General features: G+C 42.1%; 12 protein-coding genes. 8 read left to right on the forward strand and 4 right to left on the reverse strand.

Annotated features, from left to right (window positions below):
* Complete coding sequence (locus DVR12_RS15435) at positions 1-708, reverse strand: TMEM175 family protein (RefSeq protein ID WP_158563282.1); 708 nt, start codon at positions 706-708, stop codon at positions 1-3.
* A gap of 141 nt (positions 709-849) precedes the next feature.
* On the opposite strand from DVR12_RS15435, the gene DVR12_RS15440 reads away from it, so the two are divergent.
* The 4 genes from DVR12_RS15440 to DVR12_RS15455 are packed head-to-tail and all read left to right on the forward strand — an operon-like array spanning position 850 to position 7,357.
* Positions 850-2,199 (forward strand): TolC family protein, encoded by a 1,350-nt coding sequence (locus DVR12_RS15440; RefSeq protein ID WP_116976684.1) that lies wholly within the window; start codon positions 850-852, stop codon positions 2,197-2,199.
* A 36-nt stretch (positions 2,200-2,235) separates the two neighbouring features.
* The gene (locus DVR12_RS15445) at positions 2,236-3,381 is read left to right on the forward strand and encodes an efflux RND transporter periplasmic adaptor subunit (protein WP_116976685.1); all 1,146 of its coding nucleotides are present in this window, start codon (positions 2,236-2,238) and stop codon (positions 3,379-3,381) included.
* Between the two features lie 24 nt (positions 3,382-3,405).
* On the forward strand, positions 3,406-6,588 hold the full coding sequence (locus DVR12_RS15450) for an efflux RND transporter permease subunit (RefSeq protein WP_116976686.1): 3,183 nt from the start codon (positions 3,406-3,408) through the stop codon (positions 6,586-6,588).
* Between the two features lie 16 nt (positions 6,589-6,604).
* A complete protein-coding gene (locus DVR12_RS15455; RefSeq protein ID WP_116976687.1) occupies positions 6,605-7,357 on the forward strand; it encodes a class I SAM-dependent methyltransferase in 753 nt (250 codons plus the stop codon).
* A 25-nt stretch (positions 7,358-7,382) separates the two neighbouring features.
* On the opposite strand, the gene DVR12_RS15460 is transcribed toward DVR12_RS15455, so the two are convergent.
* On the reverse strand, positions 7,383-10,310 hold the full coding sequence (locus DVR12_RS15460; RefSeq protein ID WP_233522402.1) for an FAD-binding and (Fe-S)-binding domain-containing protein: 2,928 nt from the start codon (positions 10,308-10,310) through the stop codon (positions 7,383-7,385).
* Positions 10,311-10,409: 99 nt separating this feature from the next.
* A complete protein-coding gene (locus tag DVR12_RS15465) occupies positions 10,410-11,291 on the reverse strand; it encodes a DUF72 domain-containing protein (RefSeq protein WP_116976688.1) in 882 nt (293 codons plus the stop codon).
* Between the two features lie 339 nt (positions 11,292-11,630).
* On the opposite strand from DVR12_RS15465, the gene DVR12_RS15470 reads away from it, so the two are divergent.
* From DVR12_RS15470 to DVR12_RS15480, 3 genes are read left to right on the forward strand one after another with little or no spacing between them, the layout of a single operon-like run.
* Positions 11,631-13,046, forward strand: a complete 1,416-nt coding sequence (locus tag DVR12_RS15470; protein WP_116976689.1) for a glycogen synthase — start codon at positions 11,631-11,633, stop codon at positions 13,044-13,046.
* A gap of 20 nt (positions 13,047-13,066) precedes the next feature.
* Positions 13,067-14,338 (forward strand): glucose-1-phosphate adenylyltransferase, encoded by a 1,272-nt coding sequence (locus DVR12_RS15475; RefSeq protein WP_116976690.1) that lies wholly within the window; start codon positions 13,067-13,069, stop codon positions 14,336-14,338.
* 13 nt (positions 14,339-14,351) lie between these two features.
* On the forward strand, positions 14,352-15,821 hold the full coding sequence (locus tag DVR12_RS15480) for a glycoside hydrolase family 130 protein (protein ID WP_116976691.1): 1,470 nt from the start codon (positions 14,352-14,354) through the stop codon (positions 15,819-15,821).
* Here the strand turns inward: DVR12_RS15480 and DVR12_RS15485 are convergent, their stop codons facing one another.
* Positions 15,822-16,823: a glycosyltransferase family 4 protein gene (locus tag DVR12_RS15485; protein ID WP_116976692.1), complete on the reverse strand. Its 1,002-nt coding sequence runs from the start codon at positions 16,821-16,823 to the stop codon at positions 15,822-15,824. It abuts the gene before it with no gap.
* 185 nt (positions 16,824-17,008) lie between these two features.
* On the opposite strand from DVR12_RS15485, the gene bshC reads away from it, so the two are divergent.
* The gene (gene bshC / locus DVR12_RS15490; protein ID WP_116976693.1) at positions 17,009-18,592 is read left to right on the forward strand and encodes a bacillithiol biosynthesis cysteine-adding enzyme BshC; all 1,584 of its coding nucleotides are present in this window, start codon (positions 17,009-17,011) and stop codon (positions 18,590-18,592) included.
* Positions 18,593-18,926 lie beyond the last annotated feature (334 nt).

The raw sequence follows: 18,926 nt of genomic DNA on the forward strand, positions 1-18,926 counted from the left end.
TTAGTTATGGTTGTTCGGTGCTACTCTGTGCACCAGGCGTAAGGTATTTCTTTTTTTGATTTTTAGGCGGAAGTGATTAAATAAGGCCAATATAGGAATACTAAAATAACTGATGCGCTGATATGTAATATTTTCCGGATATAGAAAATATGTCATTACTATACAGGTAAATCCTGTTGCCATAGTTAAAAAGCCATATTTAAAACGTTGATACAGCAATTCTTTTTCTGTATGGTGCCCTGGAATAGTCAATCCCGGATTACGTTGAAAAATATAGTAACTGATCCAGAATAAGGCAGCCAGGCAACCCGACAGATTGCACAGGTAAATAAAAAATGGGAGCATAAAATGCTCATTCGTATGCAAAATGGCACTTGTAGAAAATGGAAAGCTTACAATAAAAAATAAAAAAAACAGATTCCGACGAATGAGCCCTTCGTTATATTGTTGCAGAAATCTGCATAAATTCAGGTGTCTTACCCAAAAATTTCCTATAAATACAAAACTGGCGGCAAACACGGAAAATTCGGTAGCAACTGGCTTCAGGGCCACCCAATAGTCATGTTCCGACAATTTATTGGGTAGGGAGGGAAGTTTGATTTCGATGATCAATAAAGTAATTGCAATGGCAAAAACGGCATCACTGAATAAAATCAGCCGTTCCAATTCAAATTCACGATGAGGTTTGGGTTCTTTTAAAACAGACATAGACATAAGTTAACACGAACTTTTCTGAAATATACAAAAATCACCCGTTTGTAACCATAATTGATGCATACCCTTCACAACCTTTTTACTGCTTAATTGTTAATTATTTATCAATCACCATATTCTTTCAACGTAATAAGTATGCATCGTCGTATTTTTCTTTTGTTCTTCCTATTTATACTGACAGGGGAAACAGTGGTCTACGGGCAGACAGATACACTTTCACCGATCAACTATGCCTTCAATCTGGCCAATTGCATACAGTATGGTTTGCAACATCAAAACGATATCGTAAATGCCCACCTGGATGTAGCTTTTGCCAGGGAACAAATAAAAGAAGCAACAGCCAAATTGTTCCCACATGGTGAGATTGATGCCAGTTTTACCGATAATTTGCAACTGGCCACACAATTTATCCCTGATTTTAACGGTCCTGACCCTACGCAACTCATTCCTGTACAGTTTGGTACCCGATTCGCCTCAGGAGTAACAGGGCAGATTAATCAAACGATTTTCAACAGCGATTACTTTATTGGACTCAAAGCTTCCAGAGTATATAAAGACCTTTCACAGAAAAACTATAAACGTACTGAGATAGATGTGCGGGTTGCAATTGCCAAAGCATATTACGCGGTTCTCACCAACCAGGAAAACATCCGCCTGTCCAAAGCCAATATGGAACAGTTGGCAAAAACACTGAAAGATACCAAAGCCAGATACGAAGTCGGAATAGCTGAAAGGGTAGACGTTGACCGTATCCAGGTTTCTTACAACAATGTGGTAACGGATATTGAAAACAATATCCGTTTACTCGTATATGCCGTACAGTTATTGAAATTTCAAATGGGCATGCCCCAGGAGGCAAACCTCGAACTAACGGAAACCGTTCAGGACTTTAACGTCCAGGAATATATTGAAGATACCATCAATTACCATATTCAGGACCGGGTAGAATACGGGATTCAGTCGACCCAGATCTCCCTTAATGAATTAAATCTTAAAGCAAAAAAATTGGCGTACCTGCCTTCTTTAAGTGGCTATATAAACTACGGCTGGAACTATTACAGCCAGGCATTTGCTGATCTGTGGAAACGTGGTTTTGGAAGTTCGGCACTGGGTCTTACCCTCACCTGGCCAATATTTACTGGTACTGAAAGGTTGCACCAGATTAAGGAGCTACAGATTACCCTTGAACAGTCGCGAAATACCTTAAACTATATAGGACAACAAATCCAGGTGGAAGTTGCCAATGCAAATACTCAATATCAAAATAATAAAGCATTATATGCTACCCAGAAAGAGAACATGGGCTTAACGCAAGGGATATACGATCGTATAGTGCTCAAATTTGAGCAGGGTGTAGCCACTAGTCTTGATGTTACTTCGGCAGAAAGTGATCTAAAACAGGCTCAGGTTCAGTATGTCACCGCTTTGCTTAATACCCTGGTTAGTAAAACGGATCTGGACAAAGCAATGGGTAAAATCAAATAAGTATCAGCATTCATAAATACGCAATTAATCTCTTATATGTATCTAATTAATGATAAGCGGACCCTTTACGTAATAGGAATGGTACTTTGTGTAGCCTGCGGTAATAGTAAGAAACAACAGCAACAGGCGGCAATGATGGCCATGATGAAGCCAACTGTAACCACCTTTGAGGTTGTTCCCGCTTCCTATACTGTTACAGAAAAATTTCCTGCTACCCTGGTAGCTCATGATATAGTAGAATTACGCTCCGACGTAACCGGTTTCCTGGAAAGGATCAGAGCTGCCGATGGTAGTATGGTCACAAAAGGACAACCGCTTTATGATATAGACAGAAGCAGATACGTAGCAGCATACGGTGAAGTGGCTGCATCACAGCAACAGGCAGAAGCCGATCTTGCCCAAAAACAAAGAGATTATGAACGCTATAGTACTCTGCTGGAGCACGATGCTATCTCCAAACAAACAGTAGATCAGGCGTATACTGCAGTACTAACTGCCAAGGCCAATGTAGCTGCCGCTAAAGCTTCCGTAGCCCGCGCCGGCACCGATGTAAATCACGCTACTGTAAGAGCCCCGGCCTCCGGTAAAATAGGTATCGTACAAATTAAAGTAGGCGATATCGTTAATGCCGGGCAAACGCTTATCAATACACTGGTTAATGAACATCCAATGTTTGCCGATATGGATGTGCCTCAGGCAAGAGGACCCGAATTCGCAAAAATCTTACACGGACAAGGGAACGGACAACGATTCTATATTCAGTTTGGGAATGGTGAACGCTACCCGGAACCAGGAAAAATCCTGACTCTCAATAATATTGTTGATCCAACCACCGGAACAGTAAAAGTCCGTTTAGTTTTTCCTAATAAAGATGGCGTTCTGAAATCCGGAATGAGCATCGTACTTATTATGGAATACGCATCGCCTGCCAATCAATTGGCTATTCCAAATAAGGCTATAGTTCAGAATCTCTCTGAAACCAGCGTATTTGTATTGTCAAAAGATAATGTGGCCTCTTCCAAACATATTGTACCGGGGCCTGTTTCCGATACCATGCTCCTGGTAAATGAGGGCCTGAATGCAGGAGACAGAATAGTGGTTGACGGTATTCAGAAAGTAAAACCAGGAGATACTGTGAACGTGGCGGGGCCAGGTGGAGCTAAACCAGGGGCAGGTAAATAATCAATATAAAATCATCAACAGGGTATGATCTCAAAAACCTTTATAGAGCGTAAGAATACTACGATTGTAATTGCTATCATCATTGTGATCGTAGGGCTCATATGTATGTTTAACCTGCCAATTGCTCAGTTGCCGGATATTGCACCTCCTGTAACTTCTGTAAATGCGAACTATACAGGAGCCAACTCCACAACTGTTGAAGAAACGGTAACTACTCCTATAGAAAACCAGGTGAATGGTACTCCCGGAGCCATGTATATTCAATCGGTAAGTGCGAATGACGGCTCTATGAGCATAACTGTCACATTTAATCTGGGAACCAATCCCGATATCTCTACACTGGATGTTCAAAACCGTGTGAGTCTGGCCTTGCCAAGTACTCCGGATGAGGTACGGAGAGTAGGGGTAACCGTTAAGAAAAGATCCAATGATATGTTGATGGTTATTGCCCTCAACTCCCCCAAAGGAACGCACACCAGAGAATTTTTGGATAACTATGTAAATATCTATCTGAAACCCGAACTGGCTCGTATCAATGGGGTAGGAGATGTAACCGCCTTCTCCCAGGATTATAGTATGCGTATCTGGCTAAATCCTGATAAGATGGCCTCCCTGGGGCTGACAGCTGGTGATATAGCTGCCGCGATTACTGAACAAAACCAACAGGTGCCCGCCGGTAGTATTGGTGCTCCGCCAATGAACAAGAAGCAGGCATTTGAGTATACAGTAAGTGTTAAAGGACGCCTGGCTACTTCTGAGGAGTTTGGTAACATCGTTGTTGCTAAAGGCCCTGATGGAGGTTTAGTAAGATTAAGAGATGTAGCCCGGGTCAATTTAGGTTCTTTCACCTATTCAATTGAAGCAAAAGCCGATGGTAAGATTGGTAGTGGTCTGGCAATTTATCTGTCGCCAGGTGCCAACGCGCTGAATGTAAACGACCTGGTGCTGAATAAAATGAAGGATATGGCGAAAAGCTTTCCAGAAGATGTAAACTGGCTGGTACCTTTCGAAACCACTTCTTTCGTAAAGATTTCAATTAACGAAGTAATTCATACTTTCCTGGAGGCCCTGGGTCTTGTAATTATTGTGGTGTTCATTTTCCTTCAGAATTGGAGAGCCACTCTGATTCCGGTATTGGTAATTCCAATATCCCTGATAGGTACATTCATATTCTTCGAGCTGCTGGGCTTCTCCATTAATACACTCACCTTATTCGGATTCGTACTTGCGATAGGCATTGTGGTGGATGATGCCATTGTGGTGGTGGAGGCAGTGCAGCACCATATCGATGCCGATTTGATGTCGCCGCTCGAGGCCACATACAAAGCGATGTCGGAAGTACAGGCGCCGGTTATTGCCATTGCCCTGATCCTGGCCGCGGTGTTTGTGCCGGTTGCCTTTATTCCGGGGGTATCAGGAAGATTGTATCAGCAGTTTGCGCTGACCATCGCGTTTTCAGTATTATTGTCGGCATTCCTGGCATTGACGCTAACGCCTGCGTTGACATCCATCTTGTTAAGACCTGCCGATTTAATGAAGGATAAAAAGAAGGCGAGAGGCCTGAATAAGTTCTTTGTTAAGTTCAATGAGCAGTTCGAGAAATTCACTAATCACTATGGAAATCTGGTAACACATGCCATCAAAAAAACACCAATAGTATTAATTGTGATGGCAGTAATATTGGTTTCTGCATTTTTCCTGTTTAAGAAAACACCTACTACCTTCGTTCCGCAGGAAGATATGGGAGCCTTGTTTATAGCGCTGGAGCTGCCAGAAGCCGCCTCTACAGAGCGAACCAAGCAAGTAGTAGATGAAATCAATAATATTCTCCTGAAAGATTCAGCTGTTTCCCACTTTTTCGGAATCGCCGGTATCAACTTCGTGGCTAATGCTACCAAACCCAATGCCGGTACTTTCTTCGTTAGTTTGAAACCATGGGATGAGCGATATAAGGTGGGAGATGATATGAACAAAGTGGTAGGCCGAATTCAAATGGCTGCCGGACAAATTCTGGGTGCCACTGTAATTTGTATCCCGGCTCCTACACTGCGCGGATTAGGTAATACCGGTGGTTTCTCTTTCATCATGGAACAACGAAGTAACCCCGATATCAATGAATTCGTGAAAGTAATGGGACAGTTTCTGATGGCTGCAAACCAACGCCCTGAAATAGCAAGGGCTTATGCCTTTTTCAGTGCCAATACACCACAATTTAATCTGGATATCGACAGAGACAAGTGTAAACAATTAGGCGTTCCCGTTAGTGATGTGTTCGGAGCGTTACAAACCTTCCTCGGAGGCTTATATGTTAATGACTTCACCAGATTCAGCAGAAGCTTCAGGGTGGTGTTGCAGGCCGATTCGCTTTACCGTACTTCCATCGATAATCTGAATACCTTTTATGTCAGAAATAACCAGGGGCAAATGATTCCGCTCAGCGCTCTGGTGGTAACTAAAAAAGGAGTGGGCGCTCCGGTAATTAATCACTTTAACCTTTACAGAAGCGTGGAAATTGATGGGGATGCAAAAACCGGTTACAGTAGTGGTGATGCCATTAATGCATTGAAAGAAGTAGCGGCACAGGTTTTACCGGATAATTTCAGCTACGAGTGGGCAAATATTTCCTTGCAGGAAATTGAAGCCGGAAATAAGAGTGTGCTGATCTTTGCAATGTCTATTCTCTTCGTATTCCTCCTGCTAACGGCATTGTATGAGAGTTGGTCGGTTCCTTTCTCTGTGTTACTGGCGGTACCTTTGGCATTATTTGGATCTATTTTCGCGCTGTTCCTTACCAAGCAGGCAAACAGCGTATATTCTCAGATTGGTCTGATCACCCTAATTGGTTTGGCGGCTAAAAATGCGATTCTGATCGTTGAGTTTGCGAAAGAGAGGGTAGACAGAGGTATGCCTTTGGTTGCTGCCACGATCGAAGCAGTGAAATTGCGTTTACGCCCGATTTTGATGACTTCCTTTGCCTTCATTCTGGGGGTGGTTCCATTATGTCTGGCAAAAGGTGCCGGCGCCGCCTCCCGTGTGAATATTGGCTATACAGTAGTCGGAGGTATGTTGGCAGCTACTTTACTGGGAATCTTTACAGTACCGGTTTTATATGTACTGATCACTAAATATTCCTATGGTAAAAAGAAACTGGCAGAGTTGGAGGAGCATGGTAACGAAGAGAAAAAACCTAAAGGATTAGGGGAATAGCGTTACATTTATTATCATGAAAAATACAGAGCGATTTACTTCCAGGGTAGAGAACTATGTTAAATACAGGCCTCATTATCCTGCCGCCATTATCCCTTTTTTACAGGACGAAATAGGACTCAGGCGAGACAGTGTGGTTGCTGATATAGGCGCCGGAACAGGTATTTCAGCAGAACCATTCCTTGATAACGGGAATAAGGTTTTTGCTGTTGAGCCCAATAAGGCAATGAGAGAAATGTCTGTGAAATTACTCGGACAGTTTCCTAATTTCTCAGCAATAGATGCTACTGCAGAAAATACAACATTGCCAGACTCGTCTGTAGATTTAGTGGTAGTGGGTACTGCTTTTCATTGGTTTGATCAGGAAGCGGCCGCCAAAGAATTTAAAAGGATTGGGAATACCGATTCCTGGGTTGTATTGATGTGGAACGTCCGGAAGTCGAAACTCCCATTCGAAAAAGCGTATGAAGAGCTGCTGCACGAATATGCAGTGAATTATAAAGATATGGATCACAGAAATGTTGGGTTACCGGAGCTGGTAGATTTCTTTTTGCCCGGAACGCTGGTGGAGAAAAAGTTTCTGAATACCCAGGTTTTTGATTTCCCTGCATTGAAAGGACGATTATTATCTTCCTCTTATGTTCCGCAGGCAGACGATCCGGTTTATGAACCTATGCTGAAATCCCTTGAAGATATCTTTAATAAATTTCAACATATGGGGATGGTCACCTTTCATTATGATACCTCATTATATTTAGGAAGGGTTTAGTAATCCAAACCCTTCCTAAATACGTTTATGCAAGGCTGTTATATAAGATCTCAACCGGATGCAGTGCTTTCACTCCCGTTCCATCCTTTACCTGATGTCTGCAACTGGTTCCTGGTGCCGCAATAATAGTTCCCTCAGCTGCATTTCTTACTGCCGGAAACAATACCATTTCTCCAATTTGCATACTTAAATCGTAATGCTCTTTTTCATAACCAAATGAGCCGGCCATACCGCAACAACCTGATGGTATTACTTCCACAGAATAATTCTGTGGGATCGACAACATTTTCTTACTGTTTAAGGCAGATGATAATGCCTTTTGCTGGCAATGTCCGTGTAATTTGATATGTTGTTTACTGTTAGTAAACTGAGCGGATGTAATATGTCCTTTATCTGCTTCTGCGGCCAGAAATTCATCTATCAGGAATACTTTCTGTGCTAATGCTTTTGCTTTTACACGTAAAGGTTCAGAAACGAGGTCCGGATATTCATCCCTGAAGCTTAGAATTGCAGAAGGCTCTATACCAAGAAGTGGAGCATCTCCATTTATTATTTCACTGAATATAGTTACATTTTTATCTGCAAGTGTTTTGGCTTTTCTAAGCAAACCTTTTGACATATAGGCACGAGCACTTTCGGGATGCTCAACCATTTGTACATCGTATCCCAGACGATGCAGCAGCTTTACAGCTTTTATACCTATTTCAGTATCGTTAAAATTGGTAAACTCATCACAGAATAAGTATACTTTTTTACTTCCAATTGCTCCCTGCCTTTCTTTTGGCCACTTTGTCTCAAACCATTTGCGCAGGGTTATACTATATAATTCAGGTAAGGAGCGTTTTAATGCAAATCCTGAGAATTTGCGGATTACTCCACCTGTCAGAGAATTTTTTATAAGTACATTATATATGCCCGGAGCAATAGCCGCCAACTTCGATAATTTGCTGTAATTACCGATCATATTGGCTCTTAACGGTACTCCGTTCGCATCATAATAATGTTGCAGGAATTCCATTTTCAGTTTGGCCATATCCACGTTGGACGGACATTCAGATTTACATCCTTTACAGGCAAGGCATAAATCCAATACTTCGTAGATCTCTTTATGATCGAATCGGTTTTCTTTGGTGCTATGGGTCAGAAACTCACGTAGAATATTAGCTCTGGCACGGGTAGTATCTTTTTCATTTCTTGTTGCCATGTAGCTTGGACACATGGTACCGCCACTCAATTGAGTTTTACGGCAGTCGCCCGATCCGTTACACTGCTCTGCATGTTGAAGAATGGTCTGTTCAGGGAAATGGAAGATAGTCTGGAAATTCGGTACTTTTTGTCCAGGTTCGTAGCGCAGCATACTATTCATAGAAGGCGTGTCTACGATCTTGTTTGGATTAAAGATATTTTCAGGATCCCAGGTATACTTGATCTGGCGAAGCAGTTCATAGTTTTTGTTCCCCACCATTTGACGGATAAATTCTCCTCTCAGGCGTCCATCCCCATGCTCTCCACTTAAAGAACCGTTGTATTTTTTAACCAGTGTGGCTATTTCTTCAGCGATTTTTCTGAAAAGGAGATTACCTTCTTTTGTTTTTAGGTTGATGATAGGACGCAGGTGTATTTCACCACTACCAGCATGTGCATAGTGTACTGCGTAAAGGTTGTATTGTTTTAGAATATCATTGAAATCCCTGATAAAATCAGGCAGATCTTCAACCGCAACCGCTGTATCCTCAATTACCGGAACTGCTTTTTCATCACCAGGTAGGTTACTCAGTAAGCCCAGTCCGGCTTTTCTCAACGCCCAGATTTTCTTGGAATCGTCTCCAAAAAGCAGTGGGAAGTGATAGCCCAGTCCGGCGGCTTTTAGGGTATCTTCTACTTTCTTAGCCATTTCAACTATTTCTTCTCTGGTGTTTCTGCAGAATTCAACTACCAGAATAGCACCGGGATCGCCCTGTACGAAGAAACGGTTCTTTCTTTGTTCTATATTGTCTTTGGTACATTCAAGGATGTAGTGATCTATCAGTTCACTGGCACTTGGCTTAAAATCCATTACCAGTACATTGGCTCTGAGAGATTCATCAACATTATTAAAATGTATGCATAATAATCCTGTTTCTGTTGGAGGAAGAGGATTTACGTGTATTTTGATTTCGGTAAGAAAAGCAAGAGTTCCTTCAGAACCAGCGATAAGTTTACAGAAGTTGAAATCTTCTGTTCCGGCAGTAAAAGGAGCTGTTTCCAGCAACATATCTACAGCATAACCGGTATTACGGCGAGGGATACTTTTCTTAGGGAACTCTTTCCTGATCTCGTCCTGATTGGTATGGTTGCTGAGCGTAGTTCTGATTTGTTTGTAAATCCGGGTTTCCAGGGTATCCGGTCCTTCGCATTTCTGGTGGAAGGTTTCGGCATCTATACTTCCGAAAGTCACTTCCTGGCCATCGCTGAGCAGGGCTTTAACTTCCAGCAGGTGTTCTCTGGTACTTCCGTAAACCACTGAATTGGAGCCGCAGGAGTTATTTCCCACCATTCCACCAATCATAGCCCTGTTGGCCGTAGAGGTTTCCGGGCCAAAATAGAGTCCGTGTGGCTTAAGGAACAGGTTGAGTTCATCGCGGATTACTCCTGGCTCTACTCTAACCCAGCCTTCTTCTTTATTTAGTTCTAATATTTTAGTAAAAGTTCGGGATACATCGGTTACGATGCCATTTCCAACTACCTGTCCGGCCAGCGAGGTACCTGCTGTTCTGGGAATCAGGCTTGTTTTATTTTCACGCGCAAAGCTGATCAGTGTTTTAAGATCGTCTGTATTCTTCGGAATAGCTACTGCCAATGGCATTTCACGGTATGCCGATGCATCTGTGGCATAAAGCGTCCGCATCGTGTCATCTGTATAAAGGGTGCCTTCTAGTTTCCTGGCTAATTGCTCCAGCTTATCGCGCATCATGATATTTACCTGGTTTAGAGGGGCGAAATTAATATATGAATCCGTTTTTTTCTTGGGGTTTTTTCCTGATGGTTGCTCACAAAGCATTCCACAATGGATTTACCTGTTTTTTTGTTTAGGAAGCAATCCCGCTTTTACAAGCAAATTATCAAGATATTCTGTTAATTCCGGGGAGGTAGCTTCATTATGCATATGCATAAAAAAGTAGCATTCCTTCAGGCCATTCTGAACCCAGTAGGTGATCCTATTTACCCAATCATCGATCCGTTCGTAATCTGTTGGGTGCAGGCTGTTTCCAACAAATCTTATAAATGCCTTGGGAATGGGTAAATGCATATGTACTACATCCCTTCTGCCGGCTGTATCGGTTATTACGGCTCCGATATTCAGCTTTTGCAGGGTATTAAACAGCTCCAGTCTTACGGTTTCATCCAGAAACCACTGTGGATGACGGAGTTCCACAAAAAACTGAAGATCAGTGGGTAACGATTTTAGGTAAGCATAAAGGTTCTCCCGCCTGGCTGGTGTAAATCTATCGCTCAGTTGCAAAAATATTGGGCCAAGGTGTTCTTCAAAGGCTAATACTCCATTTAAAAAAGCGGTGGTTTTAGCATCTGCATTTATGAGACTGCTGAAATGACTGATAGATTGAGGTACTTTAGGGCAGAATCTGAAATTTTTACCAGCTGCTTTAGCCGCCCATTTGGAGATAGTTTCCGGTCCATAAGTCTGATAATAGGTAGCATTTAGCTCAATGCCATTGAAATACTTAACATATTCATTCAGAAAATTAGCTTCTTTTGTTCCAGCAGGGTATAACTTCCCTACCCATTCTTTAATGCCCCATTTAGCGCAACCGGTATAAACTAATGGTTTCTTTACGGGTTTACCCTTAAGCACCTTCTTATTGAAAACCGGTTCTGCAGGTAGCTTAAAATCGATATCCATCAGGGTATCGGCAGGTACGCGACCAAAATTCATAGCACTCACTTTTGGGGTGATGACAATCTTTACTAAAGTTCGGTTATTTCTCGCGGAGGCACAAAGATTAATATTAAGGTGCAGAGGGAGTTTTTTTAAGTTTTTAAGGCTTGAAGCGGGTGTTTTTAAGAGTGCTGACAGAGCCATACTTTAGCAGAAACCCACTGGAAGTAATTGAAATCGTCTTTATCAATCTTTAAGACAGCCGCTTCAAGCCTTAAAAACTTAAAAAAACTCCCTCTGCACCTTAATATTAATCTTTAGATCTTTGCGAGAAAAATTTTCCTTTGTTTTTATATTTTTCCAAGTTAACTTAAATAAGATTATCAATTATTTAGCATGGAGATATTACACATCAGCGCGGAGTGTTATCCGGTGGCCAAAGTTGGAGGGCTGGGAGATGTTGTGGGCGCATTGCCCAAGTACCAGCAAGAGTTAGGGAATTTTGCAAAAGTAATTATACCGGCCTATCGGACACGGTACTACGAAACACATGAATTTGATGTTGTTCACCAGGGGGGTATGTGGATGGGGCACAGCTGGTATCATTTCAATGTGATGAAAGAGCGTAGTAACGAACTGGGATTCGATTTATACCTGGTAGACATCCCCGGATTACTGGATACCCCCGGAGTATATGGCTATTCCAATGATACTGAGCGCTTTTTAGGCTTCCAGATTGCCGTTTTAGACTGGATCAATGAATGGAACCACCTCCCAGAGGTGATTCATTGCCACGATCATCATACCGGTCTTATTCCTTTTCTGCTAAACTATGGTTACAAATACGATCGGCTGAAAGAAATACCTTCAGTTTTAACCATCCACAACGCTCAATACCAGGGGCAGTTTGGATGGGATAAGCTTTACCTGCTGCCAGGGTTTGACCTCTGGAAGTCGGGCCTCCTCGACTGGGGCGGAGCTATCAATCCATTAGCCTCCGCTATTAAATGCGCTTGGAGGGTTACCACCGTTTCACCCGGCTATCTGGAAGAACTATACGAAAATGCAAATGGACTGGAAGGCCTGATCCGTCACGAACAGGCAAAAATGGTTGGTATTCTCAATGGTATCGATTCGCTGGTCTGGAACCCGGCATCCGACAATATGATCACCAACGATTACAATCAGGATACGATGCAGCCCGGCAAACAGGCAAATAAACAGGCCTTATGCGAGCGTTTCGGCTTGGATAGTTCCTTACCTCTGGTGTCGTTTATCGGTCGGTTAGTGGGTGATAAGGGAGCCGATCTCCTGCCTGAAATTATAGGGAAGTCAATTCATGAGCTACCCGGGGAAGTAAATTTCCTCGTTTTGGGGAGCGGCGATCCCCACATAGAGTGGTCGCTACAGCAACTCAGAAATTCGGTTAGCCACGGATTTAACCTCCATATCGGATACGATGAGTCACTCTCCCATCAGATTTATGCAGGGAGCGATTTCCTGCTAATGCCATCCCGGGTAGAACCTTGCGGATTAAATCAGATGTATGCACTCCGATATGGCACTATTCCGATAGTACGAAGCACAGGTGGACTCAAAGATACCGTGATCGATTTCGGAGATCCTGGCGGAGTAGGTATCCGCTTTGTACAAGCAGCTGGTTGGGATGCCTGCAATGCAGTTCGAAGAGCCGTTGAACTCTATTCCAATAAAGAACATTTCAATACGATAAGGTTACGGGGTATGAATGAAAACCACGCATGGGGTACCTCGGCTCAATCTTATCTGGATATGTATAGTAAATTGAAATAACGCAGAATAAAATTCCCTTTATGACTAACGATGTAATGTCCATTATTCTTGGAGGAGGAGCTGGTACCCGACTGTATCCGCTAACTCGCCGCCGTTCCAAACCTGCGGTACCTTTGGCGGGTAAATACAGATTGGTAGACATCCCTATTTCCAATTGCCTCAATGCTGAATTGAACAGAATCTTTGTACTCACTCAATTCAACTCCGCTTCTCTCAACAAGCATATCAAAAATACCTATCACTTCAGCAATTTCGACAAAGGCTTTGTTGATATTCTTGCTGCAGAGCAAACTCCCGATAACCCTACCTGGTACCAGGGAACTGCAGATGCCGTCAGACAAAGTATGCATCACCTCGATAATTTCGATTTTAAATATGTATTGATCCTTTCAGGTGATCAATTGTATCAGATGGATTTTAAAGAAATGCTGCAACATCATATCGAATCCAATGCAGAGATTTCTATCGCTACTATTCCGGTTAAAGCCAGCGAAGCTTCTGATTTCGGAATTTTAAAAGAAGATGAAAGCAGAGCGATTACTTCCTTCACCGAAAAGCCTTCTCAGGCAGCATTACCACCATGGGCTTCTGAAGTAAGTGATGAAATGAAGCAGGAAGGCCGCATTTATCTTGCAAGCATGGGTATTTACATTTTTAATAAAGATGTACTGCATGCCTTGCTAAACGAACATTCTGAAGCAGCAGATTTTGGAAAGCAAATCATTCCTTATGCGATTGAATCAAAGAGAAGGATTTTCAGCTACCAGTATGAAGGGTATTGGACTGATATCGGAAATATCCCATCATTCTTCGAAGCCAATATCAAACTAACAGATGATATTCCTCCTTTTAATCTCTTCGATGAATCTAAAACAATTTACTCCCGGGCCCGAATGCTCCCGCCGGCAAAAATTTCAGGTTCATTACAGAAAACAATGATTGCCGATGGTTGTATTATAATGGCAGACAAGCTCGAAAGGGTAGTGGTGGGTATTCGTACCAGAATAGGCAAGGGATCGGTAATCAGTAACGCTTATATCATGGGTAGCGATTACTACCAAACACTGGACGAAATTGAAAATGCTCGCCGGGAAGGCAGGCCTACCATGGGAATTGGCGAAAACTGTATCATTAATAACGCAATCATCGATAAAAACTGCGCTATTGGAAATAACGTAAATATAAACGGAGGCAAACATTTGCCAGATGGTGATTTTGAAAAATATACAGTAAAAGACGGCATTGTTGTTGTAAAAAAAGGCAGTGTATTGGAAGACGGATTCAGTATATAACAAAACGATTCACATGCGATTGTCAATTGAGCGGAAAACCACAAAAATTTATCCTGACCTTAAAAGGGTGGTGGCTAGATTTTTCTTTAATGGAGAGGCCAGGGCTAAATCTATTATTCAACAAGTGGCCGCAATGAGCGACGACGAAGTGGACTTAACCGTAATGCCTATACTGAGAGAATTCAGCAGAAGGCATAGAAATATTACCCGGATTTTTGAACGACATGCAGGCCGGCTCAGGCACTTATTCCCCGGCCTGCATATCGATTTTGATATGCTTTCTCTTAAGCGAAAACTATTAACAGGCTCTTATTTTACCAATGAATATTCAATAGAATCTGCCGCTTTCTTTAATCCTTGCATCGTGGAAGATGTTGACCAAAGCGGACTGGAAGGCGGACAAAAACGCGTGATAATGAGCTTCCGGGCTGTAGGTGAAGGGCACGTTTCTTCAATCGCTTTCAGATCAGGCATAATTGATATCAGAAATGAAGTTACATTGATACCTGCCGGTAATTATGTAGATGAGGCTGAGGTGATTCGTAACTCCATGTATAATAAGGATATTTTCTTTCAGAGCGCTGTTTCTATCAGTTTACCTGACTCTGTTTTAAAAGAAATTGCCAATAATTTACCCGATCAATTCGATTATCTGTCTCTGAAAAAAGTGATCCGCGAAATGCAACAGCGTTTTCAAATGGATCATCTCTTAAAGAAAGGACTGGAAAGGGTTTTATGGTTAGCAGATTCTTACTATGAACTAAACTTCTCGCTGGATACAGATCTTTCCGACAGGGTTATTTTTCCTTACTCCGATGCCGAAAGAAAAGGTATAGAAGATGCCCGCTTTGTAAAGTTTGTGAATGAGGATGGTAGTGTAACCTATTATGCAACCTATACTGCATATGATGGCTTCACGATTCAACCTAAGCTGATGCAAACGAAAGACTTCTATAACTTTAAAATCATGCCGCTATACGGAGAAGGGGCTCAGAATAAAAATCTTGCACTCTTCCCACGTAAAATCAATGGCAGATATGCTATGATTTCCAGAATCGATGGAATTAACGGATACATTATGTACTCCGATAAAATTAATATCTGGGAAAATCCTCAACTTCTTCATACGCCTAAATACGCCTGGGAGTTTGTTCAGGTAGGAAATTGCGGATCGCCTATAGAAACTCCTGAAGGCTGGCTGATAATAACTCACGGTGTGGGTCCTATGCGCACTTATTGTATTGGCGCCAGCTTGCTGGATCTGAATGATCCTTCTATCGAAATAGGCCGGCTGCGCGAACCTCTTTTAATGCCTAATAAAGATGAAAGAGAAGGGTATGTACCTAATGTACTATACAGCTGCGGCGTGCTGATTCACAACAATGAATTAATAATCCCATACGGATTATCGGACTATGCCTCAGGTTTTGCTTCTGTAAATCTTCAGAAATTACTTGCCCAGATCAAAGAAGATGGAATTTGATTATAAGTTTTTGTAAACGTCCAGATACCCTTCCACCATCTTTTCTGCACTAAAATGCTCCTTTGCATGTAAATGACAATGATAACGGTCTATCTGTCTTAAATCCGCAATTGCTTCAGCAGCTTCATGCACATTATTGGTAAGAAACCCCGTTTTACCATCCTTGATTAATTCGGGCATAGACCCTTTGTTGAAAGCGATGACAGGAGTACCACAATACATAGCTTCTGCCACGCTCAGTCCAAATGGTTCTTTAAAGTGAATGGGATGTAACAGCGCGTGAGCTCTTCCCAACAAACTGTTTCTTTCTTCTCCGCCTACCGCTCCTAAGTAGCGAATCTGGTCATTATCAATATACGGTCTTACCTTTTCATTATAATAGGCCTCATCCTGAATGATGCCCGCAATATAGAGCTGCCGGTTCGACTGTAAAGCTATCTGTATGGCTTCATGAGTACCTTTATCGGCATGAATGCGGCCATAATAAAGGAGATAGCTTTCAGCACCCTGAGTATATCTGAAATCACCGGATCTTATACCGTTGTAAACTGTAGCTGTGTATTTTAGAGTAGGGTGCCTGTCGGCATTACTGATAGAAACGTATCTCACAATATCATTATATCGCTGATATACCGGGAGTATTTGTGGAGATGAAAACCCATGTATTGTTGTTACAATGGGGGTTTTGATCAACCTGGCGTAGGTGAGGGGAAGAAAATCGAAATGATTATGAATGATATCGAACTTGCCGGCTTGTTCCATCAGGTAACTGATGTGCATACACTCGCTGACTTTAGCATCGGTGTTTTTATCTTCCTCATAGGCCTGGGGAACGATTGCAGAAAGTTTACCGGCAGTTTGTGAATCTGCTGTAGCAAAAAGGGTAACATCTATTCCTTTTGCGGCCAGGCCTTCGGTGAGGTTAGAAGCCATTTGTTCCCAGGGGCCATAATGCAAGGGAGGGGTACGCCAGGCAACGGGTGACAATACTGCAATCTTCATAGTCAATATACTTTACGTATTGTGTACCAAAAGGGAAGCCAACTTTTGGTAAAAAAGAGAGGTTTCCGACCGATCAACTAATATTTGAGTAATAAATTAACTATTTACCTAACTTCGTACATTCAAAAATTTCGATGTATTGGCACTACATTGCAAAAATTGGTAATTTGAAATAGCGACATTATATGCTCGAGTATATTCCTTATGGGAAAACAGGTTATTTTTCACAGCTGGTAACGGATTTTTTAGGAGAATGTCAGGAGATCAGACCTTTTTATAAATATTCACCCACACATCCAGATTTTTCTGCTGCAATAACAGCCCGTCAACAATTCGATACTCCAAGGGAAGCCCTTGTAGCCGCATTAACAGAGCAATATCAAACCTATAATACTGATACTGCAGTTTCTGATAACATACAGGCATTGTTACAACCAGGTACCTTTACAGTTTGTACCGCTCATCAACCTAACATATTTACCGGATATCTATATTTTGTTTATAAGATATTGCAAACTATCAAGCTGGCAAACTCGCTGAAAGAGCAATATCCGACAAACAACTTTGTTCCCGTTTATTATATGGGAAGTGAAGACAATGACCTCGATGAACTGGGAAGTATTTATATAGATGGTAAAACACTTACCTGGAATACAGAGCAGCAAGGACCGGTAGGGCGCATGAATCCTGCTTCCCTGGAGCCTTTGATTGCAGAAGTTAAAAAGGCTTTGGGCTATGCCCCACATGCAAATGAGTTGGTTGAATTGCTTCAGAAAGCATATCTGGAGCATAAAACTGTTCAGGAAGCTACCTTTTTCCTGGTAAATGCTCTATTCGGCCGATTCGGATTGGTAGTAGTTATTCCGGATAATCCAAAGCTGAAGCAATTGTATATACCTGTGATGAGAGATGAGCTTTGGAATCAGCAATCATACTCTCTTGTAGGGAATACACTGGCAGAATTACCGGAGCATTATAAAATTCAGGCTAATCCACGTGAAATAAATCTGTTTTACCTGCAGGATGGAATGAGAGAACGTATTGTACGTCAGGGTGCTGAGTGGAAAGTATTACACACCTCGTTGACATTCGACGCAACTTCACTGGAAGCTGAATTAACTAAGCATCCCGAGAGATTTAGCCCGAATGTTATTCTTCGCGGCATGTTCCAGGAAACTATTCTACCAAATATTGCCTTTATTGGTGGGGGTGGTGAAATAGCCTACTGGCTCGAATTACAGCAGTTGTTCGAACATTATAGGGTTCCTTATCCTGTTTTGTTGCTAAGAAATTCATTATTACTTGTTGATGAATTTTCGAGAGAAAGAATTAAGAAATTAGGCTTGAAAGTAACAACGTTGTTTCAGCCTACAGAAGATATTATCACAGGATACGTAAAACAACATACCAATGCTTCTTTGGTTTTGAAAGATGAATATGAAGCAATTGAGAAGTTGTATGATGGTTTGGAAGAAAAGGCAAAAAGTATTGATATTACTTTAGTGGCCAGTGTGGGAGCCGAAAGAAAACGAGCCTTAAAATCGATAGGTAAAATTGAGCATAAGTTCCTGAAGGCAGAAAAGAAAAAATTCGCCTGGCAGGCCGATCAGATTCGCCAGCTGAGGAGCCGCTTATTCCCTGGAAATTCTTTACAGGAAAGGAAAGAGAACTTTATGCCTTGGTATGCACAGGAAGGCCCTGAATTCCTGGATCGGGTTTACGATGCATTGATACCGGTTACAGATCAGTTTATTATTTTAGAAGAATAGGAGTTATCAGTAAGCAGACGACCTCTAATTATTGGATTTATTTTCTGTGGCCACTGGCAGGGAGGGGGCAAGTACAATGCTATTAAGTTAAGAGGAAGGATGTTGATTGGATATTGACATCAATTTGAAGGATTAGTTTCCTTTACCGTAGGTAGGGCAGGGGTAAACCCTGCCCCTACAGGGTTTCAGCGAATTACAGTTTCTATTTTGTAGAATTGTTTCTTTACAGAAATGTAATTAGTAGACCGACATTTAACATGAAATATATCTACCAGATGAAAATATAGTTTCGCTGAAGCCCTGTAGGGGCAGGGTTTTACCCCTGCCCTACCTA

The organism is Chitinophaga silvatica (genome assembly GCF_003419895.1).
Classification (GTDB): domain Bacteria; phylum Bacteroidota; class Bacteroidia; order Chitinophagales; family Chitinophagaceae; genus Chitinophaga; species Chitinophaga silvatica.